The 22,631-nt window shown below is 75.1% G+C and carries 21 protein-coding genes; 15 read left to right on the top strand and 6 right to left on the bottom strand.

All coding sequences use genetic code 11. The features are described 5' to 3' along the window. The first annotated feature begins 51 nt into the window (after positions 1-51). The gene (locus VGI02_RS24685; protein WP_331631895.1) at positions 52-1,131 is read left to right on the top strand and encodes a ferrochelatase; all 1,080 of its coding nucleotides are present in this window, start codon (positions 52-54) and stop codon (positions 1,129-1,131) included. 90 nt (positions 1,132-1,221) lie between these two features. Here VGI02_RS24685 and VGI02_RS24680 read toward each other — a convergent pair whose 3' ends face one another. Beyond that, positions 1,222-2,013: an Rv1486c family protein gene (locus tag VGI02_RS24680; protein WP_331631893.1), complete on the bottom strand. Its 792-nt coding sequence runs from the start codon at positions 2,011-2,013 to the stop codon at positions 1,222-1,224. 142 nt (positions 2,014-2,155) lie between these two features. On the opposite strand from VGI02_RS24680, the gene VGI02_RS24675 reads away from it, so the two are divergent. Genes VGI02_RS24675 through VGI02_RS24645 form a run of 7 tightly spaced genes read left to right on the top strand, consistent with a single transcriptional unit; the run spans position 2,156 to position 9,502 of the window. After that, positions 2,156-3,070, top strand: coding sequence for a DUF3097 family protein (locus tag VGI02_RS24675; protein WP_331631897.1), 915 nt, complete (start codon positions 2,156-2,158; stop codon positions 3,068-3,070). A 25-nt stretch (positions 3,071-3,095) separates the two neighbouring features. Then, positions 3,096-3,524, top strand: coding sequence for an NfeD family protein (locus VGI02_RS24670; protein ID WP_331631891.1), 429 nt, complete (start codon positions 3,096-3,098; stop codon positions 3,522-3,524). Positions 3,525-3,553: 29 nt separating this feature from the next. Continuing rightward, complete coding sequence (locus tag VGI02_RS24665) at positions 3,554-4,708, top strand: SPFH domain-containing protein (RefSeq protein WP_331631889.1); 1,155 nt, start codon at positions 3,554-3,556, stop codon at positions 4,706-4,708. A gap of 9 nt (positions 4,709-4,717) precedes the next feature. Further along, the gene (locus tag VGI02_RS24660; RefSeq protein WP_331631887.1) at positions 4,718-6,397 is read left to right on the top strand and encodes a glutamate--tRNA ligase; all 1,680 of its coding nucleotides are present in this window, start codon (positions 4,718-4,720) and stop codon (positions 6,395-6,397) included. Continuing rightward, positions 6,394-6,879, top strand: a complete 486-nt coding sequence (locus VGI02_RS24655; RefSeq protein ID WP_331631885.1) for a PH domain-containing protein — start codon at positions 6,394-6,396, stop codon at positions 6,877-6,879. The genes VGI02_RS24660 and VGI02_RS24655 overlap by 4 nt, the downstream gene beginning before the upstream one ends. Next, entirely contained in the window at positions 6,876-8,417 is a 1,542-nt protein-coding gene (locus VGI02_RS24650; RefSeq protein ID WP_331631883.1) for a PH domain-containing protein, read from the top strand. The genes VGI02_RS24655 and VGI02_RS24650 overlap by 4 nt, the downstream gene beginning before the upstream one ends. Positions 8,418-8,449: 32 nt before the next feature. Then, positions 8,450-9,502: a DUF3616 domain-containing protein gene (locus VGI02_RS24645; protein ID WP_331631881.1), complete on the top strand. Its 1,053-nt coding sequence runs from the start codon at positions 8,450-8,452 to the stop codon at positions 9,500-9,502. Between the two features lie 42 nt (positions 9,503-9,544). Here the strand turns inward: VGI02_RS24645 and VGI02_RS24640 are convergent, their stop codons facing one another. The 3 genes from VGI02_RS24640 to VGI02_RS24630 all read right to left on the bottom strand — a co-directional run bounded on the left by VGI02_RS24640 (position 9,545) and on the right by VGI02_RS24630 (position 14,019). Beyond that, positions 9,545-10,273, bottom strand: coding sequence for a TSUP family transporter (locus tag VGI02_RS24640; protein WP_331631879.1), 729 nt, complete (start codon positions 10,271-10,273; stop codon positions 9,545-9,547). Positions 10,274-10,448: 175 nt separating this feature from the next. Next, positions 10,449-12,287 carry a DUF6777 domain-containing protein gene (locus VGI02_RS24635; RefSeq protein WP_331631876.1) on the bottom strand — a complete coding sequence of 613 codons (1,839 nt, stop codon included), beginning with the start codon at positions 12,285-12,287 and terminating at the stop codon, positions 10,449-10,451. 265 nt (positions 12,288-12,552) lie between these two features. Further along, the gene (locus tag VGI02_RS24630; RefSeq protein ID WP_331631874.1) at positions 12,553-14,019 is read right to left on the bottom strand and encodes an NAD-dependent succinate-semialdehyde dehydrogenase; all 1,467 of its coding nucleotides are present in this window, start codon (positions 14,017-14,019) and stop codon (positions 12,553-12,555) included. Between the two features lie 142 nt (positions 14,020-14,161). On the opposite strand from VGI02_RS24630, the gene VGI02_RS24625 reads away from it, so the two are divergent. Further along, entirely contained in the window at positions 14,162-15,691 is a 1,530-nt protein-coding gene (locus VGI02_RS24625) for an FAD-dependent oxidoreductase (protein WP_331631872.1), read from the top strand. Positions 15,692-15,752: 61 nt separating this feature from the next. Continuing rightward, a complete protein-coding gene (locus VGI02_RS24620; protein WP_331631870.1) occupies positions 15,753-16,037 on the top strand; it encodes a hypothetical protein in 285 nt (94 codons plus the stop codon). Positions 16,038-16,044: 7 nt separating this feature from the next. On the opposite strand, the gene VGI02_RS24615 is transcribed toward VGI02_RS24620, so the two are convergent. Then, on the bottom strand, positions 16,045-16,716 hold the full coding sequence (locus VGI02_RS24615) for a TVP38/TMEM64 family protein (RefSeq protein WP_331631868.1): 672 nt from the start codon (positions 16,714-16,716) through the stop codon (positions 16,045-16,047). 79 nt (positions 16,717-16,795) lie between these two features. Then, positions 16,796-17,452: a putative glycolipid-binding domain-containing protein gene (locus VGI02_RS24610; protein ID WP_331631866.1), complete on the bottom strand. Its 657-nt coding sequence runs from the start codon at positions 17,450-17,452 to the stop codon at positions 16,796-16,798. A 59-nt stretch (positions 17,453-17,511) separates the two neighbouring features. Here VGI02_RS24610 and VGI02_RS24605 point away from each other — a divergent pair, with 59 nt between their 5' ends. From VGI02_RS24605 to VGI02_RS24585, 5 genes are all read left to right on the top strand, one after another. Next, on the top strand, positions 17,512-18,699 hold the full coding sequence (locus tag VGI02_RS24605) for a hypothetical protein (RefSeq protein WP_331631864.1): 1,188 nt from the start codon (positions 17,512-17,514) through the stop codon (positions 18,697-18,699). Then, positions 18,699-19,334 carry a DUF4129 domain-containing protein gene (locus VGI02_RS24600; RefSeq protein ID WP_331631862.1) on the top strand — a complete coding sequence of 212 codons (636 nt, stop codon included), beginning with the start codon at positions 18,699-18,701 and terminating at the stop codon, positions 19,332-19,334. The genes VGI02_RS24605 and VGI02_RS24600 overlap by 1 nt, the downstream gene beginning before the upstream one ends. Then, the gene (locus VGI02_RS24595) at positions 19,331-20,518 is read left to right on the top strand and encodes a DUF4350 domain-containing protein (protein WP_331631860.1); all 1,188 of its coding nucleotides are present in this window, start codon (positions 19,331-19,333) and stop codon (positions 20,516-20,518) included. Before VGI02_RS24600 ends, VGI02_RS24595 begins: the two co-directional genes overlap by 4 nt. Then, positions 20,515-21,498 carry an AAA family ATPase gene (locus VGI02_RS24590; RefSeq protein ID WP_331631858.1) on the top strand — a complete coding sequence of 328 codons (984 nt, stop codon included), beginning with the start codon at positions 20,515-20,517 and terminating at the stop codon, positions 21,496-21,498. Before VGI02_RS24595 ends, VGI02_RS24590 begins: the two co-directional genes overlap by 4 nt. Next, the coding region (locus VGI02_RS24585) for a DUF58 domain-containing protein (protein WP_331631856.1) at positions 21,495-22,631 on the top strand (1,137 nt) is incomplete at its 3' end. The genes VGI02_RS24590 and VGI02_RS24585, both read left to right, overlap by 4 nt.

Raw genomic sequence — 22,631 nt, 5'->3', positions numbered from 1 at the left:
CAGTTCGGGGTCACAGGTGGCGCCAGGGGCCGGGCGGGGAACCATGGTCGTGTGAGCACGAATCCCGTCGACGCCGTCCTCGTCCTCTCCTTCGGCGGTCCGGAGGCCCCGGACGAGGTGCGGCCCTTCCTCGAGAACGTCACACGGGGCCGCAACGTGCCACCCGAGCGGCTCGACGAGGTCGAGGAGCACTACCACCACTTCGGCGGCACGTCCCCGATCAACGGCCTGAACCGCGAGATGATCGCGGCCCTGCGCCGCGAGCTCGACGCGGCCGGATACGCCTTGCCGGTCTACTTCGGCAACCGCAACTGGCACCCGTTCGCCGAGGACACCGTCACCGAGATGGCCCGCGACGGGGTCCGCAACGCCCTGGTGTTCGCGACCAGCGCCTACGGCGGCTACTCGGCCTGCCGCCAGTACCACGAGGACATCGCCCGTGCCCGGGCCGCGGCGGCCGAACGGCTCGGCGACGAGGCCCTCGTGCCCGACCTCACCAAGCTCCGCCACTTCTACGACCACCCGCTGTTCGTGGAGTCGGTCGCGGACGGCGTGCGGACCGCTCGGGAGACGATGGACGGGGGCCACGACGCACGCCTCGTCTTCACCGCGCACTCCATCCCCGTCTCGGCCGACGAGACGGCGGGCCCGCCGGAGGAGGGCGGGCACCGCTACTCGCGTCAGGTCGGTGAGGCGTCCCGGCTCGTCGCGGCCGAGGTCGGGGTCACCGACTACGACCAGGTCTGGCAGTCGCGCTCCGGCCCGCCGCGGATCCCGTGGCTCGACCCGCAGATCGAGGCCCACGTCGAGGCACTCGCCGGGAAGGGCGTCACGGACGTCGTCGTGAGCCCGATCGGCTTCCTCTCCGACCACGTCGAGGTCGCCTTCGACCTCGACACGGAGCTCGCCGAGCAGGCCGGGGAGCTCGGGGTGCGCATGGCGCGGGCGGCCAGCGCCGGCACCGACCCGCGCTTCATCCGCATGATCGTCGAGCTGATCGCCGAGCAGGTGTCCGGTGCCGAGCCGCGGACCTGTGGCTCCGGCCCGCGCGGTGGGGTCGGGTGCAACGGGACGCTCTGCGCTCCCGGCTGCTGCGAGCCCCCGGCCCGGGGTCGCCCCGCGTCCTCCTGACGGAGTCGGTACGCCCGTTCGCGCGCGCCCCTCCGGGAACGAACGACCCGTTCGTGCACATAGAACCCACGAACGAGTCGTTCGTTCCGGTCAGGCGGTCGTCAGGACCCGGACGGTCTCCGCGACGGCGGCCACGCGCGCGGCCCGGACGGCGGTCGCGAGCGGGCGCAGGGCGTCGGTGCGGGCCAGGGCGGTGGCGGAGGTCAGCGCGCCGCCCGGGTCGTCCCCCGAGGCCGCGAGCAGGATCGCCTCGACCTCGTCGGCGTGCTGGAGCACCCGCAACGGCCGCCCCGGGGTCCCGGCCGGCCACGTGGGCTGCGGGCGACGCCGCAGCGTGGCCGCGATCTCCTCGCGGACCCCGGCACGGGGCCGGGCGACGTCCATCGACGCGAGAGTGGTGGCCGCGTCGCGGACGCCGGTGCGCAGGTCGTGCTCGGCGTCGGCGAGGCTCGGGTGGGCCTGCGGCGGGACCTCGTCGACGACGTGCGTCGTCCAGCGCAGGACGCCGTCGGCCACGGTGGAGGGCACGACCGCGAGGCCCGCGCCCGGGAACACCGCGCACTCGCCCGCCGTCAGGGCCGCGGTCCGCAGCGCATCCGGCCCGGGCTGCCCACGGACGTCGCCTGCGACCGGGAGGACGACGCGGGCGTCGAGCTCGCCCCCGGCACAGCGGCGGCGCAGCAGGACCAGCAGGGCGGCGACGCCGGCGCCCGCGTGGTCCGGGGTCGGCAGTTCCGTCCCGACGGCGACCCCCGCGTCGGCCGCGACCACGTCGTGGGCGTCGGACCACGGCGCGAGCGCGTCGAGGACGTCGTCGGCGGCGGCCGCACCGGCGATCCACGCCGCGCTCCACACCGCCAGGGACGCACTCGCACAAGGCATGACCATCAGCCTAGGCACGCCCGGCCGGGAACGACCACCGCGGCCCCGCGCAGCCCGCGACGCCGGGGCGCGTGTCGCGCCCCGGACGGAGCCCGTCACGGCACTACCGTCGGACGTCGTGGCGAGATCGCAGGGCCGGGGCATGAACGGCTCCACCGGGGACCCGGGGTTCCGGACGACGGGCGGCCTCGGCCGGGCCGCGGCGACGGGCCCGAAGGCCGGCGGCCCGTCGAGCGGCGCCGGACGATCCGGTGGGCTCCCCGGGCTGACCAGCCACCGGCCCAAGCAGGAGGTCGTCACCGTCGAGGCCGAGCCCGGCCTCGTCGTCGAGGACGCCTCCGGGAGCTTCTGCGGCGCGGTGATCCGCGCGGACGTCCGGGAGGTCGTGCTCGAGGACGCCGCGGGCCGACGTCGGCTGTTCCCGATGAAGCCCGCGTCGTTCCTCTTCGAGGGCAGGCTCGCGACGCTGACCCCGCCCCGACCGCGGGAGTCGCCCGAGCAACAGCGTTCGGCGTCCGGCTCGATCCGCGGGGACGACCGGCGCGCGAAGGTCGCGGTCCCGCACCGCATCTGGGTCGAGGGCGTGCACGACGCGGCGATCGTCGAGCGCGTGTGGGGTCACGACCTGCGCGTGGAGGGCGTCGTCGTCGAGCCGCTGCACGGCGCGGACGTGCTCGTCGAGGCCGCGCAGGAGTTCGACCCGGCGCCGGACCGGCGCCTCGGCGTGCTCGTCGATCACCTGGTCACGGGCTCGAAGGAGTCCCGCATCGCCGACGGCCTGCGTCGCGACCTCGGTCCCGCGGCGCAGCACGTGCTCGTGCTCGGCCACCCCTACATCGACATCTGGGAGGCCGTGAAGCCCTCGGTGGTCGGTATCGGGGCGTGGCCGACGATCCCGCGCGGCATCGAGTGGAAGAAGGGGGTCTGCGAGGCCCTCGGCTGGGGCGACGAGCGCGACGGGGCGCGCCGGGTCCTCGGCGCGGTGTCCACCTGGAACGACCTGGAGACCCCCCTGATCACCGCGATGGAGCAACTGATCGACTTCGTCACCACCTGAGGGCCGATGGGGCACACTGGACCAGGTGATCCCGCTCATCTGGGCGATCGCGGGAGTGGTGCTCGTCGTCGCCGAAGTCCTGTCCGGTGAGCTCGTGCTGCTCATGCTCGGCGTCGCGGCCCTCGGGACCGCCGCAGCGTCCGCGGCGGGGGTCCCGCTCGGGCCCGACCTCGCGGTGTTCGCGGTGCTGTCCGTCCTGTTCGTCCTGGTGGCGCGCCCGGCGGTCCATCGCCGGTTGCGGGTGCACGACCCCGTGAACACCGGGACCCGCGCGCTGCTCGGCACCCACGGCGAGGTGGTGGACGCCGTCGCGGCCGGGGCGGGCACAGTCCTGCTGCGCGGCTCGTTGTGGTCGGCGCGCTCACTGCACGACGACGACCTCGCGGCGGGGACCGCGGTGGTCGTCGTCGAGATCTCCGGGGCGACAGCCGTCGTCACGCCCGCCGACACCTGACTCATCCGCGCAACCCGAGGGGAGGAGCGATGGACGTGTCCGTCGTCATCACCGTGCTCGTGGTCCTCGTCGTGATCCTCGTGGTCACGACGGTCGCCAAGAGCGTCACCGTCATCCGCCAGGCCGAGGCCGCTGTCATCGAGCGCCTCGGCCGCTACCAGCGCACCGCCGAGCCCGGCCTGGCGCTGCTCGTGCCCTTCATCGACCGCATCCGGGAGCGGGTGGCGCTCTGGGAGCAGGTGGTCTCGTTCCCGCCGCAGCCGGTGATCACCCGGGACAACCTGACGGTGTCGATCGACACCGTTGTCTACTACCAGGTCACCGAGCCGCGCAACGCCGTCTACGAGATCAGCGACTACATCAACGGCGTCCAGCAGCTCACCACGACGACACTGCGCGACGTGGTCGGCGGGATGAGCCTGGAGGAGGCCCTGACCTCCCGGGAAACGATCAACACCGGGCTGCGCCGGGCCCTCGACGACGCCACCGGCCCGTGGGGCCTGCGGGTGGTCCGCGTGGAGCTCAAGGCGATCGACCCGCCGCCGTCGATCCAGGACTCGATGGAGAAGCAGATGCGCGCCGACCGGGAGAAGCGCGCCATGATCCTCACCGCCGAGGGCCACCGCGAGGCGTCCGTGACCGAGGCGCAGGGCAACAAGCAGGCCGCGATCCTCAACGCCGAGGGCGCCAAGCAGTCCGCGATCCTCGAGGCCGAGGCCGACCGGCAGGCCCGGATGCTGCGCGCCCAGGGTGAGCGGGCGGCGCGCTACTACCAGGCGCAGGGCCAGGCGAAGGCGATCGAGAAGGTCTTCGCCGCGATCAAGGCGGGCAAGCCGACCCCGGAGCTGCTGGCCTACCAGTACCTGCAGACGTTGCCGCAGATGGCGCAGGGCGACGCGAACACGATGTGGGTCGTGCCGAGCGACTTCGGCAAGGCCCTCGAGGGCTTCACGCGCATGCTCGGCGCCCCGGGGGAGGACGGCGTCTTCCGGTTCCAGCCCTCGCCGGTCGACGAGGAGACGGTGGCGAAGCGCGCGGGCGACCCCGACGACGACGTCGCCGACTGGTTCGACACCCGCACCGACCCGGAGATCGCCGCGGCGGTGGCCAAGGCCGAGGCGATGGCCACCCAGGGCATTCACGACGCCGGGTCGAACGGCAGCCCGGCCACCGGCGACCACTAACCTGGTTCCATGCTCGATCGCGCGACCGTCGACTCCCTCTTCCCGGCCGACCTGCCCGAGACCGAGGAGTGGGAGCGGCGCTACCCCCCGCGCGACGTGCCCGAGGGCGCGCTCGTCACCCGCTTCGGCCCGAGCCCGACCGGGTTCGTGCACATCGGCGGCATCTACACCGCGATGGTCTCCCGGGACCTGGCGCACTCCTCCGACGGCGTCTACTACCTGCGCATCGAGGACACCGACCAGGCCCGGGAGGTCGCGGGCGCGGACGCGCAGTTCGCCCGCGCCTTCGACGCCTTCGACCTGCGCCCCGACGAGGGCCCCACCTCGAGTACCGGCGGTTCAATGCAGCACGCCGATAGGGGTCCCTACGGCCCGTACCGGCAGTCGCAGCGCGGCACGATCTACCTCTCGTTCGTGCGCGAGCTGATGCGCCGCGGGCTGGCCTATCCGTGCTTCGCCACCAAGGACGAGCTCACGGAGATCTCCGAGGCGCAGCGGACGCTGAAGCTGCCGACCGGCTACTACGGCCGGTGGGCGCCGTGGCGGGACGCCTCCGAGGACGCCGTCGCCGAGGCCTTCGCCACGGGCAGGCCGTACGTCGTGCGGTTCCGCTCCGAGGGCAAGGTGGGGGAGCGGGTCGCGTTCACCGACCGGCTGCGCGGGCGGGTCGAGGCCGAGGACAACCACAACGACGTCGTCGTCCTCAAGACCTCGGCGAGCGAGCCCCGGCTGCCGACCTACCACTTCGCGCACGCGGTCGACGACCACCTGATGCGGACCTCGTTGGTGGTTCGCGGCGACGAATGGCTCTCGTCGGTGCCGACGCACCTGCAGCTCTTCGCCGCACTCGGCTTCCCCGCGATCCAGTACGCCCACCTCGCCCCGCTGATGAAGCAGGAGGGCAACTCGCGGCGCAAGCTCTCGAAGCGCAAGGACGCCGAGGCCTCCGTCGACTTCTACCTGGAGTCCGGCTACCCGTCCGAGGCCGTCCTGTCCTACCTGCGGGGCCTCGCGAACTCGCCGCTCGCCGAGCTTCCCGTACCCGAGGCGCTGGCCACCCCGCTGCGCCTCGACGAGTTCCAGGCGGCCGGGCCGCTGGTCGACACGGTGAAGCTCGCCGACATCTGCGCCGACCACATCGCCACGCTGCCCGCGCCCGAGGTGCTGGCGGGGGTGCGGGCGTGGGCGACCACGTACGACCCGGAGCTGGTGGAGGTCCTCGACGAGTACGAGCCGCTGGCGCTCGCCGCGATCGACGTCGAGCGCGTCGGCGTGGAGAACCCGCGCAAGGACCTCGCCCGCTGGTCGGACTTCCGCACGGCCTACGGCTTCTTCTTCCCGGCTCTGCACGACGACCTCACCGACCCGGCCGACGAGCGTTTCAACGGGCTCGCCCCCGGCCTGGTGTCCACGCTGGCCTCGGACTTCGCCGCGCACTACGTGCACGAGGGGGACCAGCCGACCTGGTTCCAGCAGGTACGCGACCTCGCGGAGCGCCACGGGTTCGCGCCCAACCCGAAGACCTACAAGAAGGACCCGGACGCGTACCCGGGCATGCTCCGCGACGCGGCGAACGTCATCCGCGTCCTCGTGACGGGCGCCCAGCGCAGCCCCGACCTCTACGAGGTGACCCGGGTGCTCGGGGCCGACGAGGTCGTGCGACGGATCGGCGCCGTGGCCGGGGCATGACCGTCGCGCTGCGCCCGCCGCGGGAGGTTCTCGACCCCCGGGTACGCATGTGGTGGCGGGTGCACTGCGTCCTCGGGCCCACCGTGCTCGCGGCGGTCCTCGCGGTCCTCGGTCTGCTGATCCCGGCGGTCTCGTGGTTCGTGCCGGTCGCCGTGGCGGTCGTCGTCGTGGGGCTGGTCGTCGCGCTCGTGTTCCCCGCGTACTGGTACCGCGTCCACCGCTGGGAGGTCACCGAGGACGCCGTCTACACCCGGGCCGGCTTCGTGTGGCAGGAGTGGCGGGCGGCGCCGCTCTCGCGCATCCAGACCGTGGACACCACCCGCGGCCCGCTCCAGCAGGTGTTCGGGCTGGCGGCGCTGGAGGTGACCACGGCGTCGTCGAAGGGGGCGGTCCGGATCGCCGGGCTCGACGGCGAGCGCGCCGCCGACCTCGCCGAACGCCTCACCCACGCCACCCAGGGCGTGCCCGGCGACGCCACGTGAGCTCCCCGGACGACGCGGGCTGGCGGCGGCTCGACGACCGCACCGTCCTCGCGTCCGCCGCGGTGGCCCTGGGGGTGTGCCTGGCGGGCGGGGTCCCGACGCTCGCCGGCATGCGGTCCGCGGACAGCGTCTCGTTCACGGTCGCCGCGGTGTGCGTGCTCGGCGGCAGCGTCGTCCTCGTGCTGCTCGCGGGGGTGCTGGAGTGGGTCCGCCTGGAGCGGACGCGCTTCCGGGTCGGGTCACAGCGCGTGGAGGTGCACACCGGCATCGTCGTCCGCACCCGCAAGGGACTGGCTCGCGAACGGGTGCGCACCGTCGAGGTCACCGCCGACCCGGTGCTGCGCGTCCTCGGGCTCGCGACGGTCCGCATCGGCACCGGTCAGCACGCGTCGGCCGGGGAGAAGCCCCTGGAGCTGCGGGCGCTGCGCCGCCACGACGCCGAGGCGCTGCGCGGTGAACTGCTGGCACGGCGGGCTCCGGACGGGACACCGGCCGACGGGGAGGGCACCTCCGCGCCGCCCGACGAGGTCCTCGCCGTGCTCGACCCCGGGTGGGTCCGCTTCGCGCCGCTCTCGGTCCTCACCCCCACCGTCGGGATCGCCGCGTTCGGGGCGCTGCTGCAGGCCTCGGACTGGGTGGGGCTGCGGGGGACCGTGCTGGGCGAGGTGGTGGTCCTGGCGCGGGCGCTCGGACTGCTGGTGACGGTCGTGGTGGCGCTCGTCGCGGTCGGGGTCGTCGGCTCGGTGGGCTCGCTGGTGGTGTTCACCGAGTCCTGGTGGCGCTTCCGGCTCACCCGCGAGCGGAGCACCGGGTCGCTCCACGTCCGGCGCGGGCTGCTGACCACCCGGTCGACGACGATCGAGGAGGAGCGGCTGCGGGGCGTCGCGGTCGTCGAGCCGCCGGGGGCACGGTTCCTGGGCGCGGCGCGCGTGGACGCGATCGCGACGGGCCTCTCGCACGCCGACCAGGAGCGCTCCGACCCCCGGGGACTGCTCCCGGTGGCGCCGCTCGCGGTGGCCGAGCGCGTGGTGGCCGACGCGCTGGGCGAGCGGTCGTCCCCGACCGCGCAGGTGGCACTGCGCGCGCATCCTCGGGCCGCGCGGGGCCGGCGCATCCGGTGGGCGACCGCGGTCTGCCTCGTGCCGGCCGTCGCGCTCGCGATCCCCGGGACGCTGGTGGGGTCGACGGTGCTGTGGGGCGTCGAGGGGGTGGTGGCGGTCCTCGGGGTCGCCGCGGGGTACCGGCTCGGCGTGCTGGCGTACCGCAACCTCGGGCACGGGCTCGTGGGCGACCACGTCGTCACCCGGCACGGGGCGCCCGGCCGCCGCACGGTGGTCCTGCGCCGCGACGGCATCCTGACCTGGGCGGTCACGCAGTCGCCGTTCCAGCGCCGGGCGGGCCTGGCGACGCTGTGGTTCACGACCGCCGCGGGGGACGGGCGCTACGGGGTGTACGACGTGGCCGCCCAGGAGGCGACGACCCTCGCCGTCGAGACCCTCGGGGACCGGGTGACACCGTTCCTCGCGGGCGTTTCGTGACGAATGGCGGCTGATGGCCGGATGATGGGCCCGTGGACATCACCCGGACCACGCTGCACCTCGGCGAGCACACCCACACCTACGGACTGAGCCTGTCCGGCCTCGCCGTCCGCGGGCAGACGATGATGCTCGCACCCGACGAGGGCGCCGCCCTGCTCCGCCTCACACGGCAGTCCCCGGGTGAGTGGGGCGACCCCCGGGAACTGCCCCTGGGGGACGCCGTCGATCTCCCGGGCGGGCCCGACGACGAGGTCGACGTCGAGGGCATCGACGTGCAGGGTTCCCTGCAGGACGGACTGCTGTGGGTCACCGGCTCGCACTCGGTGAAGCGCAAGCGGGTCAAGCCCGGGACCCCGGCCGCGGACGTGCTCGCCCGGCTGGCGACGGTCAGCGCCGAGAAGCCGCGCCGCGTGCTGGCCCGGCTGCCGCTGGCCGACGGCCTCCCCGTCCCGGGGGCAGGCGCGCGGTTGCCCGCCGGTCGACGTGGGCTGTTCGGGGCCCTGGCCGACGACGAGCACCTCGGCCCCTTCCTCGGGGTCCCGGGCAAGGACAACGGCTTCGACGTGGAGGGGCTCGCCGTGCTCGGCGAGCCGTCCGAGGTCACGACGGTGCTGCTCGGGCTGCGCGGACCGGTGCTGCGGGGCTGGGCGGTGATCCTCGAGGTGCGGGTCGGGCCGGGGGAGGACCCCGGCGAGCTGGCGCTGCTCGACGTGTCGAAGCACGTCCTCGACCTCGGCGGGCTCGGGGTGCGCGACCTGGTGCGCGACGGCGAGGACCTCCTCGTGCTGGCGGGCCCGACGATGGTGCTCTCCCGCCCGGCGCGGGTCCTGCGGCTGCGCGGCGCCGCAGGGGCCGGCGCGCTGGGGGAGGCGGTGTTCGCCCGCGACGTCGAGGAGCTCTGCGAGCTGACGACCGGCGACGGGGAGGACCACCCCGAGGCGATCGCGGTCGTCGGGGAGGACTCCCTGCTCGTGCTGCACGACAGCCCGGCGCCCGACCGTGTCGGTCCGCACAGCGTCGCCGGGGACGTGCTGACCGGGCTCCTCGCCGGGACGTCGACGCCCGCCGCCCGCTTCGTCGTCTGAAGGGCGCGAGTGGTCTGACGGGCCTGCGGCGTCCGACATGTCTCAGAGGGTCAGCGCGCCGCGGACCACCGTGGCGAGCGCTCCCGCCGTCGCGACCGCGAGCACGAGCCGCCTGCCGGCGACCGGCCCGATGCGCCGGGAGACCGGTCCGCCCGCGGCGACCCCGACGACCAGTGCCGCAGCCCCCGCCACCCACACCCCGGTGTGCAGCGCGGGGAGCCCCTTGACCAGCAGCGAGGTCACGTTGATCGCGAGGAGCACGACCTGGGCGGTGGGGACGAAGCTCGCCCGGTCCCAGCGCTGCGCGATGCCGTAGGCCGAGATCAGCGGGCCGCCGACACCCGCGGAGGCGTTGACGAAGCCCGCCGCGAGCCCGGAGGCGACCGCACCCGGGGCCCCCCGCAGCACGGCTCCGACCTGCGGCAGTGCCGCCAGGGCGATCCCGAGCAGCGCGAGCGAGCCCACGACGATCAACAACGGTCCCTCCGGGAGGCGACCGACCAGCAGCGCCCCGAGGGGCACGCCCACCGCCGCCCCGATCAGCAGCGCGCCCGCCGCACCCCACCGCGTGGCCCGCCACGTCCCGGCCAGCACCAGCAGGCACAGGACGGTCTGCAGGGCGTTCCCGAACGACACCCCGTCCTGCGCGCCGAGCACCGCGACCAGGAACGGTGCGCCGACCAGGGCCAGCCCCAGGCCCGTCGTGCGCTGCAGGGTCGCGCCTGCGGCCACGGGGATCCCGACGAGCACGGCGGTCAGCACCGGGTTCACACCCGGCTCCCGTCGCGCGCCTGGCTTCCTCGTCGGGTCACCCGCCGATCCTCGCCCCTCGGCGGCGGCTCCGCCGAGGTCCGCGGGACCGGAGCAGACGACGGCCCCCGGTACCAGGAGGTGCCGGGGGCCGTCGGTGTCGTGCTCGGTGGATCAGCCGGTCGTGCTCGGAGGATCAGCCGCCGGAGGACGAGCCCCCGCTCTCGCCACTGCTCGAGCCACCGCTGCTGCCGCTCGAACCGCTGCCGCCCTCGCTCCCGCTGCCGCTCTCGCTGCCGCTGGTTCCGCTGCCGCTACCGGTGCCGGAGGTCGAGCTCCCGTCGGTCGACGTCCCGGTCTGGCCGGACGTGTCCGCCTTGGCCGGGCACTGCGGTGTCGGGGCCGCCCCGGCGACGCAGGCCTGCTTGTTGCCCGGGACCTGCTGCGTGCAGGCCGGGTCCGCGGCGCCCGGGCTGCCGGGCGCACAGGCCGGCGAGGCCTGGCCGGGCTGACCCGCCTGACCCGGCACGCCGGGCTGCCCCGCGGTACCGGGCTGGCCCTCCTGGACGAGCGCTTCCTTCTGGCCGACCTTGCCGTCCTGGCCCTTGAACGTGTTGTCGACGACCGCGGCCTTGGGTGGCGTGTTGCCGCCCTGCGGGTCGAGAGTGGTCCCGTCGGGCAGGGTCTGCCCCTGACGGGGCGTGCCGTTCGGGTTGAGGATCACCCCGCCGGTCGTCTTGATCGAGCCGTCCGGCTGGATCACGCCCCCCGGAGGCACCGAGGTCGTGGACTGAGCGGAACCGTCCGGTGGCTTCAGCACCAGCACCTGGTTGCCGCCCCCGGCGCCCGGGACGTAGGTGGACACGGTGCCGTCGTAGTTCCACTTGATGACGGTGCCCGGGATCGTCGGCGTGCTGGTGCCGTCGGGGTTGATGGTGGTGATCACCTTGCCGCCGATGATCACCGGGATGGGACGGCGCTCCGTGCCGTCCTTGTTGAAGATCAGGCCGCTCGGCTCCTTGACGGAGCCGTCGGGGAAGGTCGTGCTCCCCGGCGGGTGGGTGATGTTGGCCTTCGGCGGGATGACCTTGTTGTCCGGGCCGATGACGCGCCCGTCGGAGAGCGTGATCGTGCCGTCGTAGTTGTGCGTCCCGGTCAGGAGCAGCTGGCCACCGGTCGTGGGCGGCGGCGGGTTCGGGGTGGTCACCACGGGCGGCGGCACCGGCTTCGGCGTCGGGGTGTTGGTGCCCGGGTTGACGACGATGATCGTGCTCTGCGGCGCCGGGGCCGGCGTCACGATGATCGTGCGCTCGGCGACGTACCCGTTCCACGGAGCACCGACGACGGTCGTCGAGTTGTTCGACGAGGTCGGCGCGCCCAGCGGATCGCCGTTGTAGCACTTGACCGTCGGCTCACCGTAGCTGTTGACCATGACCGCGGTGCCGGCCTGCAGCGTCGCGGGGTAGGGCTGGAACTGTCCGCTGCCGTAGCCGTACTCGGTGACCGCGGTGTCCGCCCGCAGGGTCACCGGGCTCAGGCTGTTGACGAAGCCGCTGATGCCGTTCGCCTCGACCCCGAGCGGCTGGCCCCACGCCGCCGCCTTGGTCGGGTCGGAGGAAAGCTGGGAGACCAGGGCCGCGGAGTCGCACGACGCCTTGGCGGGGTCCTGGGCGTAGAGCCCGCCGGTGTTGCCCGGCTGGCTGCCCTGCGCGTTGGTCGGTGCGACGACCCCGGTCGCGTCCTGACCCACCGGTGCGGTGAACGGCGAGGGACCGGCCGTGGAGGTCGCCTCGAGCTGCACCTGCGCGGCCGAGGCGTCGGTGGCGCCCGAGAACGCGAACCAGGCGACCCCGCCGATCACGAGCAGGGCCACCACGCCGATCGCGACGGCGATGCGCAGCCGGCGCGGGCGCCCTGCTCCGCCACCCCCGCCACCCAGCGGAGGAGGCGGCGCGCCCGGGCCCGCAGGCCCGCCGGGACTCCCGCCCCACTGCTGGGGCACGGACGGCTGGGTGGGTGGGGACTGCGCAGACATCGGCGCACCCGCGGGACCCCAGCCCGGCGCCGGCGCTCCGCCGGGCGGTGCATACCGCGGTGTCCACCCGGCCGGATTCGGTCCGCCCGGGGACGTGTCCTTGCCCATCCCGGCCCACCCCACACTTCCTCGTCGCGCGCGGTGACAGGCGTCACCCGACAGGGGCAAGACTGCGCTGCGATGGGTTCCGCCGTATGCGGTAGCCGACTACTGCACTGCGGACCGGATCAACGCGGTCACGCTGCGTGAGATGGCCTCCGGCGACCTACACGTTCATCGCCACGTACTTGATCTCCAGGTACTCGTCGATGCCCACGTCGCCGCCCTCGCGGCCCAGACCCGACTGCTTCACTCCGCCGAAGGGAGCGCCCGCATTGGAGACCATGCCCTGGTTCAGCCCCACCATGCCGGCCTCGAGCCGCTCCGAGAGCCGGATCGCCCGCTGCAGGTCCTTCGTGTAGAGGTAGCTGACCAGGCCGAACTCGGTGTCGTTGGCCGCCCGGACCGCCTGCTCGTCCTCGGTGAAGGTGAAGACCGGGGCGACCGGTCCGAAGATCTCTTCCTTGACCAGGCGGGCCGAGGTCGGCACGTCGGCGAGCACCGTCGGCGGGTAGAAGTAGCCGGCGCCGCTCGGCACCTGGCCGCCGGTGCGCACCTTGGCGCCCTTCTGTACGGCGTCGTCGACGAGCTCGGCGACCTTGTCCCGCTGGTCGGCCTCCACCAGCGGACCGACCTCGACGCCCTCGTCGACGCCGCGGCCGATCGTCATCGACCCCATGCGGTCGGTGAGCTTCTTGGTGAACTCCTCGGCCACGTCGGCGTGCACGTAGAACCGGTTCGCCGCGGTGCACGCCTCGCCGATGTTGCGCATCTTGGCGAGCATCGCGCCGTCCACGGCGGCGTCGACGTCGGCGTCGGCACACACGATGAACGGCGCGTTGCCGCCCAGCTCCATCGAGGTCTTGAGCACCTGTTGCGCGGACTGCTCGATCAGGGTCCGCCCGACCTCGGTGGATCCGGTGAAGGAGAGCTTCCGGACCCGCCCGTCGGCGATCAGCGGGCCCATCACCCGGCCGGTGGAGCGCGTCGTGACGACGTTGAGCACGCCCTCGGGGAGCCCGGCCCTGGTGAGGATGTCGGCCAGTTTGAGGATCGTCAGCGGCGTGAGCCCGGCGGGCTTGATGACCATGGTGCAGCCCGCGGCGATGGCCGGGCCGATCTTGCGCGTCCCCATGGCCAGCGGGAAGTTCCACGGGGTGATCAGCAGGCACGGCCCGATCGGCTGGCGCATCACGAGCACCCGGCCCGCCCCGTTCGCGTTCGTCTTCCACTCGCCGGAGATCCGCACGGCCTCCTCGGAGAACCAGCGGAAGAACTCGGCGGCGTAGGTGATCTCACCCTTCGACTCCGCGAGCGGCTTGCCCATCTCCAGGGTCATGAGCATCGCGATGTCGTCGGCCTGCTCGATGATCATCTCGTACGCCCGGCGCAGGATCTCGCCGCGCTCGCGGGGGGCCGTGGCAGCCCACTGCGCCTGCGCCTTGGCCGCCGCGTCCAGGGCCGCCATCCCGTCCTCGGGCGAGGCGTCGGCCACCTCGCAGAGGACCTCACCCGTGGACGGGTCCTCGACCGGGAAGGTCCTGCTGTCCGCGGCGTCGCGCTCCCGCCCGCCGATCAGCAGCTTCTTCGGGACGTCCTCGACGATCCGGCGCTCCCGTGCGGCGTCAGCCATGACCTGCCTGCTCCCCTCGACCGCTTCGGATTCGGCCGGTGTGATGCCCCGTGGGCGCGCCCCTCACACCGTGTGGGCCCGCGTGATCCACCCCTCGCTGCCGGGAGCGCGGTTCGTCCCGCGAATCCCTACTCTCGGGGCCGTGTTCTCCCCGCACACGGCCGTCGCTCCCCGCCCCGATCTGCCCTCACGGGTCGACGACGACGCCGGCGCGGCGGTCGTCGTCGGGGGCGGGATCGCCGGCGTGACGGCCGCGCTGGTGCTCGCCGAGCGCGGGGTCGCCGTCGAACTGCTCGAGGCCGCCCCGACGCTCGGCGGCCGGCTGGGGACGTGGCCGCGGACGCTTCCGGACGGGACCGCGGTGACCGTCGAGCACGGCTACCACGGGTTCTTCCGGCAGTACTACACGCTGCGCGCGATCCTGCGGCGGATCGATCCGGATCTCGCCTTCCTGCACGACGTCGGCGGCTATCCCATCGAGGGCCGCGACCCGGCGTGGGAGCCCGAGGACTTCACGAACCTGCCCCGTGTCCCGCTCGCGAATCTGGCGGCGCTGGTCTGGAAGTCCCCGAGCTTCCGGCTCCGGGACCTGCGCAAGGTCGACGCCCGCGAGGCGCTGGAGATGCTGCGCTACGACCCGGTGGCCACGTTCGCCCGCCACGACCACCGCACCACGGCCGCCCTGCTCGACGCCCTCGGGTTCTCCGAGCGCGGCCGGGCGATGCTCTTCGAGGTCTTCGCGCACTCGTTCTTCAACACCGAGCAGCGGTACTCGGCGGCCGAGTTCCTCGCGATGTGCCACTTCTACTTCACCGGCAACCCCGAGGGCCTGGGGATGGACGCCCCCCGCGACCACTACGCGACGACGCTCTGGGAGCCCTTCGCCCGGCTGCTGGGCGAGCACGGGGCGACGGTGACGACGGGGGCCCGCGCGAGCGTCGTCGTGAACGGCCCGGGGGGCTGGTCGGTCGGGGTCGAGGGCGGGCCGACACGGACCGCCCGGCACGTGGTGATCGCCACGGACGTGCCCGGCACCCGCGCCCTGCTCGCCGCGTCCCCCGGGTTCGCGACGACCGCGCCCCGGCTGGCCTCGCAGGTGGACCGGCTGCCCGGTGGCGAGCCCTACGTCGTGGCGCGGCTGTACTGCCGCGGCGACGTCGCCGCCCACCGCGCCGCGTTCACGGGAGTGACCCGCGAGCGGCTCCTCGACTCGGTCACGCTGTTCCACCGGCTGGAGTCCGAATCGGCGACGTGGGCCCGCGGCGTCGACGGGTCCGGGCGTGGCGGCTCGGTCATCGAGCTGCACTCCTACGCGTGCCCGCACGACGAGTCCCTCGAGGACCTGGCGGCCGCGATGCGCGCCGAGCTGGCCGCCCTGTGGCCCGAGTTCGCGGACCTCGAGGTGCTCGACGTCGACGCCCACCGCTACACCAACGCGCCCGGCTTCGACCCCGGGTTCCACCCGCACCGCCCCGGCGTCGTCACCGACGCCCGCGGGCTGCGCCTCGCGGGGGACTGGGTGGCCTCCGACGTGCCGTCGGCGCTCATGGAGCGCGCCGCGGTCACCGGGGTGCTCGCGGCGAACGACGTCCTGCGCGAGGAGGGCGCCGCTCCCGAGCCGATCCGCTCGATCGCGCCACGCGGTGTCCTGGCGGGACGCACCCGGACGTGATCACCTCCAGGCGCTAGGGTTCGCGGGCACCGGTAGGCGACAGCTCGAGGAGAGAACAGGCGTGCGAACCCGACGGACGGTGTCCTGGCTGGTCGTGGTGGCAGCGGCGGGAGCCGTGCTCGCCGGCTGCACCTACTCCTCCGAGCCGGCCCCGGACCAGCCCGCCAGCCCGAACGAGTACTCCACCGAGGGCTTCCCGCCGCCCGGCCCCGCGCCGGTCCCCGGTCAGTTCAAGCCGGCGCCGGTGCAGGCCCCGCAGCCCGCGGACCAGCCGCGCCCGGCCACCGGCGCCACGCCGACCCGCGGACCCGCGGAGACCGGCACCCCTGCGCCGTCGGGCGGCTGACCCCGCGTCAGGCGGCCTCGGTCGGCGCCACCCCGCCCGGGTCGCGGTCGCGCCCGCGCCCGCGCCCGCGGGCCGAGACGAGGATGCCCGCCGCCCCGAGGGTGGCGGTCACGGCCAGGATCGCGATCATCGCGGGTGACGAGCCGCCGGTCACCGCGTCGCCGAGCAGGACCACGGCCGCCGTTCCCGGGATCAGCCCGAGCAGGGTCCCGACGAGGTACGCCCGCCAGCCGACGCTGGTCACCCCGAGCGTGTAGTTCAGCGGCGCGAACGGGATCCCGACGAGTCGCGTCGAGGTCACGGTCAGCAGCTCGCGCTCGCAGAGCCGTTCCTCGAGCGCGCGCACCCGCTCGGGGCCCAGCCGGGCGATCGCCCGCCCGCCGAGTCTCCGGGCGATCGCGAACCCGATCACCGCCGACACCATCGACGCGGCCACCGCGAGACCGAGCCCCCACACCGGCCCGAACATCAGGCCCGCGGCGAGGGTGAACGCGGTGCGGGGGATGGGCGTCGTCGTGATGACCGCGTGCGCCAGGAAGAAGATCAGCGGCGCGGTCGGCCCGATCCGGACCGCCCAGTCGCGCAGTTCGAGCGGCGAGGGCAGGGGCACCGTCAGCGCGAGGACCAGGGCGACGGCGAGCGCGGCGAGCAGCAGCAGGCCCCGCGTCCGATTGCGCACCTCGACCCCCTGTCGCGCGCCGGGGTGGTGCCGGGTCGACACCGGCGTCCACCCGCCCGGATGGCGGCACCCAGGGTAGTCAGGCGACGCGGGCGAACAGGCCCTGGTACTCGCGGACGACGCCGAGTGGATCCACGGTGAACGCGAAGGATCCGTACGTCGGATCGGCGTAGACGTACTGGGCGCCGTGGGGCCCGTCGGGCTCACGGCGGTAGGTCTGGGTCACCCGGGCGACCGCCAGCGAGGGCACGTCGAGCCACGCGACGTCGACGCTGCGCTCCTCGCCGACCTCGAGCCCGAGACGGCGGACGACCGGGGTGTTCGTCAGCGGCGAGATCGAGACGTCGACGTCCTGGCAGCCCTCGAGCTCGGTCCAGTCCCGGCCGTCGAGGGTCCAGTGCCCGAGCGCGTCGGCGGTGAGCGTGACGCGGTCGAGCCCGTCGCCGCCGAGGGCCTCGACGAAGCAGGACCGGGTCTGCCAGTGGGCGTCGACCACCACGGAGAATCGGGTCGACCACGGCCGGGGCGCCTGCTGCTCAACCGGCCCCCACGACCCGTCGCTCCGCTCACCCAGGATCGGGCCGGTGTCGTCGGGCGAGTCGGCGCCGATCGCCGCGCCGTCGAGGAGGAAGGCGCCGTCGGGGTGATCCGGGGTCGGCTCCAGCTCGGAGAGCGCACCGTGCACGAGGCCGTGCGGTTCGTCGAGTCGGCGCCACAGTGCGGAGATCAGGGCCACCGCGACATCGTGGCACGATCGGAACCGACGAAGACGATCAGCCGGGACGAGGTGTCGAGGTGAGCGAGCCGGAGGACCGTCGCCGGACGGACGGGGACGAGGGCCGGGGCCCCGACGCGGTGCCGCCCTGGGACCCGTCACAGGCCGCCGGTCCGGGCACGCCCGCGGACCGGCCGGCCACCGGGGGATGGCAGAGCCCGGGAGGGCCGGTCCCGCCGTCGAGCCCCCCACAGCCGGGACCCCCGCCCGCGGGGCCGCGGGGCCGACCCGGTGACCCCTGGGGCTTCGGGGGTTCCCTCGCCGCGCCGCGACCGGGGATCGTGCCCCTCCGCCCGCTCACGCTGGGCGAGCTGCTCGACGGCGGCTACCAGTACATCCGCGCCCACCCGCGCGTCGTGCTCGGCATCTCCGCGGTGGTCGCGGTGATCACCGTGCTCATCCAGTCGCCGTTCCAGGCGTCGTTCGGGACCTCGCTGGAGGCCCTGGTCGGCACGGGTGGCCGGACGACGGTGAGGTTCGACCAGCTGGGCGGCCTGCTCGGCGGCGCGGCCTCGCTCGCGGGCGTCGGACTGCTCGTCAGCCTGCTGGCCAACACCGTGCTGACCGGCCTGCTCGTCGTGGTGCTGAGCCGCTCGGTCCTGGGCGCGCCGGTCCACGCGCGGGAGTGCTGGGACGCCGCGCGGCCCCGGCTGCCCGGGCTGCTCGGCGTGGTGGTGCTCGTCGCCCTGATCACGGTCGTGGCCTTCCTGGTGCCGCTCATCCCAGCGGGACTGCTCGCCCTGTTCGGCGCGCCGACCGGGGCGACCGCGGCGCTGGGGGTCCTCGGGCTGATCGCGGGGGCGGTGCTGGCGGTCCTCGTCGCGGTCGGGCTCGCGCTCGCCGCTCCGGCCTACGTGCTGGAGGGGATCTCGGTGACCACGGCGCTGCGCCGGTCGCGGAACCTCGTGCAGGGCCGCTTCTGGCCGGTGCTCGGCATCCTGGTGCTCACCGCGATCATCGTGACCGTGGTCGCGGGGATCGTCGGGATCCCGTTCGGCGTGGTCGGGGGAGCCGTCGGGGCCGCCGTCGGGGAGACCAACCCGTACGCCCCGCTGCCGCTGCTGATCAGCTCCATCGGCACCGTGGTGGGCGCGACCCTGACCACGCCGTTCCAGGCCGGGGTCACCGGCCTGCTCTACATCGACCAGCGGATGCGCCGCGAGGGCTTCGACATCGAGCTGCAGCGGGCCGCCCGCGAGCAGGGCTGATGCCGCCGGCCCCGCCCCCGCCCGGCGTGCCCGTGTCGGTCACCGCCGACCAGGCGCGCGAGCTCGCCGCCCAGGAGCTCGCGAAGCCGGCCTACCAGGCCGCGGAGCCGGGCATCGTCGAGCGGGCGGGGCAGTGGCTGCTCGCGCGGCTCGGGGACCTCGTGGAGCTGCTGACGAGCGCCCGGGCCGGTGGCGCGGGCGGGGTGCTCGTGGTCCTCGCGCTGGTCGTCGTGCTCGTGCTCGTCGTCCGGTGGCGGCTCGGACGCGCGGCGCGCACCGCCCGGGTGGGGGCGGCCGCCCTCGACCCGACGGGAACGGGCGCCGCCGACCACCGCCGTCGCGCTGCCGAGGCCGAGACCGCCGGCCGGCACGACGAGGCCGTCCGCGAGTGGATGCGCGCGCTGGTCCGGGGGCTGGAGGAGCGGGACCTGCTCGTCGCCCGCACCGGCCGCACCGCGGGGGAGGCGGCCCGGGAGGCCGCCGCCGCCCTGCCCGCGGCGGCCGACGCGGTCACCGGGGCGGCCCGCTGCTTCGACGAGACCGTCTACGGGGGGCGGCCCGCCGACGCCGCCGCCGCCGCGCGGGTGCGTGCCGCGGACGAGACGGTGCGAGCCACTCACCCGGTCTCCGCGTGAGCACACCGCTGCGCGTGCGGTGGCACCGCGCCCGAGGCCCGGTGACCGTCGTCGCCCTGGTCCTGCTGGCCGCCGTCGTCCTCACCGTCGTCGGCACCCGCGCCGACCGCGGCCTGCTCGACCCCGACTCCGTGGATCCGGCGGGCGGTGCCGCGCTGGCGTCGGTGCTGCGCGGCCAGGGCGTCACGGTCGTCCCCGCCCACGGGCCGGCCGGCCTCGCGTCCGCCGACCCCGGCACCACGGTCCTCGTCACCGCTCCCGACCGACTACGGCGCGCCGACCTCGACACCCTCGCGCGCTCCGGGGCCCGGATCGTGCTGGTCGCTCCCGGCGGGCGGGTGCTGGAGGCCCTCGCGCCCGGCGTGCGGGCCGGCGCGCCGCCGCCCGCGCTGCTCACCACCGACGTCCCGGAGCCGTCCTGCCCGGTCGGCGCCGCCGTCGCGGCCGGGCGGGTCGACCTCGACGGTGACGTCTACGAGGTCACCCCGCCGGCCGTCGGCTGCTATCCCCGGGCCGGGACGGCCGCCCTCGCCGTCAGCGGCCGGACCACCGTCGCCGGATCCGCGACGCCGTTCACGAACGAGGCCCTCGACCGGGCCGGGAACGCGGCCCTGTCCATGCGCCTGCTCGGCGCGGGCCCACGGCTGCTCTGGTACGTGCCGCCGGTGCTGCCCGACGACGCCGCGGGCCCGACCCCGCTGGCGCGGCTGGTCCCGCCGGGCTGGCTCTGGGGCGGGGCGACGCTGCTGCTCGCCGGGGTGGTCACGGCGTTGTGGCGCGCGCGTCGGCTGGGGCCGCTGGTGGCCGAACGCCTGCCGGTCCGGGTGCCCGCGGCGGAGACCACCCGGGGCCGGGCCGGGCTCTACCGTCGGCTGGGCGCCCGCGAGCGGGCCGCGGAGGTGCTGCGCGACGAGGCCCGACGCCTGCTCGCGGCCCGGGTGGGCCTGGCCGTGCACGACCCGCGGGAGGCGCTCACCGCGGCCGTGACCGCCGCGGCACCGGGATACGACACGGCCGCCGTCGACGACCTGCTCTACGGTGCGGCGCCGACCGACGACCGTGCGCTCGTCGTGCTCGCCGACACCCTCGACGGGCTGCGTGCGGCCGTCGGCGCAGGATCGATCGGCATGGGGTCGAGGAGTCCCGGCCGGGTCCCGGCCGCGGGAAGGGAGGACCAGGGGTGACCAGCGACGAGGCAACCGCAGCCGTCGGGCCCGAGGAGGCACGCGCGGCCCTGACGGCGCTGCGCCGCGAGGTGGCGAAGGCGGTCGTCGGGAACGACGCCGCGGTCACCGGGCTCGTCATCGCGCTGCTGTGCCGGCGCCACGTGCTGCTCGAGGGCGTGCCGGGGGTCGCGAAGACGCTGCTCGTGCGGGCGGTCGCGGCCGCGTCCTCGCTGACGAACCGGCGCGTGCAGTTCACCCCCGACCTCATGCCCGGCGACGTCACCGGCTCGCTGATCTACGACGCGCGGACCGCCGCGTTCGACTTCCGCCCCGGGCCGGTGTTCACCAACCTGCTGCTCGCCGACGAGATCAACCGGACACCGCCGAAGACCCAGGCGTCGCTGCTCGAGGCCATGGAGGAGTTCCAGGTCTCGGTGGACGGGACGCCGCGCCCGCTGCCCGACCCGTTCGTCGTCGCGGCCACCCAGAACCCGGTGGAGTACGAGGGCACCTACCCACTGCCCGAGGCCCAGCTCGACCGGTTCCTGCTCAAGCTCGTGATGCCGCTGCCCGAGCGCGACGACGAGATCGCGGTCCTGGCCCGGCACGCGTCCGGGTTCGACCCGCGCGACCTGGCCGCGGCCGGGGTCCGGCCGGTCGCCGGCGCGGCGCACCTCGCGGCGGGCCGCGCGGCGGTGGGCCGGGTCGCGGCACGGCCGGAGGTCCTGGCGTACGTGGTCGACGTGTGCCGGGCGACGCGGTCGTCGCCGTCGGTGTCGCTGGGCGCCTCCCCCCGCGGGGCGACGGCACTCGTCCTCGCGGCCCGCGCGTGGGCGTGGCTCTCGGGCCGGGACTACGTGACCCCCGACGACGTCAAGGCGCTGGCCCTGCCCGTCCTGCGCCACCGGCTGGCGCTGCGCCCCGAGGCGGAGATGGAGGGTGTGACGGCGGACGGGGTCGTGACGGGGGTGCTCGACTCGGTGCCGGTACCCCGATGAGCACGGCCCGGCGGGGTGCGCCCGCCGTCGGCGGGCGCCTCGCGCTGGTAGTTGTGGTGGGCGCGCTGGTCGTCGGGCTCGTGGCGCCGAACGTGGCGGGGCTGCTCGGCGTGCTCGCGGTGCTCGTGGCGGGCGTCCTCGTCGACCTCGGGCGGGCCGGGTCGCCGCGTGGGTTGTCGCTCGAGCGCGCGGACGACGGGGTCCAGGTGCGGCTGGGCGAGTCGGTCGAGGTCGGTCTGGAGGTGGCGAACGGGGGTCCGCGGCGGGTGCGGGGGGTGCTGCGCGACGCGTGGCCACCGTCGTGCACGGCGGAGCCCGTGTCCGCGGCGCTCGACGTGCCGCCGGGGGAGCGGCGCAGGCTCACGACCACGCTGACACCCTCCCGGCGCGGTGAGCACGCCGCTGCGCAGGTGACGGTGCGCTCCTGGGGACCGCTCGGGCTCGCGGCGCGGCAGGGGTCGACGGTGGTGGGCGGCCGTGTGCGCGTGCTGCCGGCGTTCGCGTCCCGGCGTCACCTCCCGGCCCGGTTGGCGCGCCTGCGCGAGCTCGACGGCCGGCGGGCGACGCAGATTCGCGGCGCGGGCACCGAGTTCGACTCGCTGCGGGAGTACGTCGAGGGCGACGACGTCCGCTCGATCGACTGGCGGGCGTCGGCCCGCTCGACGGGGACGAACGGAGCCACGGGGAATCCGGTGGTCCGGACCTGGCGGCCCGAGCGCGACCGCCACGTGCTCGTCGTCCTCGACACCGGCCGGACCGCGGCGGGTCTCGTCGGGTCGGGCCCGGCCGCCGTCCCCCGGCTCGACGCGGCCCTCGACGCCGCCCTGCTGCTCGCCGCGCTGGCCTCGCGCGGCGGCGACCGCGTGGACCTGCTCGCCCACGACCGGCTGGCCCGTGCCTCGGTCTTCGGCGCCCGCGACCCGCTGCCGGCGATGACGACGGCGCTGTCCGGGGTCGAGGCCTCGCTCGTCGAGACCGACATGGCCGCGCTGGTGGCGACGGTGCTGCGCCGGGCGTCGCGGCGCTCCCTCGTCGTGCTGCTGACCGGGCTCGACGACGCCGTGCTCGCCGACGGTCTGGAGCCGTTGCTCGGCCCGCTGCTGCACCGGCACACGCTGCTCGTCGCCGGGGTG

The sequence above is a fragment of the Actinomycetospora sp. genome (assembly GCF_036497245.1).
In the GTDB taxonomy this organism is placed as follows: Bacteria; Actinomycetota; Actinomycetes; order Mycobacteriales; family Pseudonocardiaceae; genus Actinomycetospora.
Note: the sequence above shows the minus strand (reverse complement) of the source record. Positions and strands in the feature narration are given on the sequence as shown.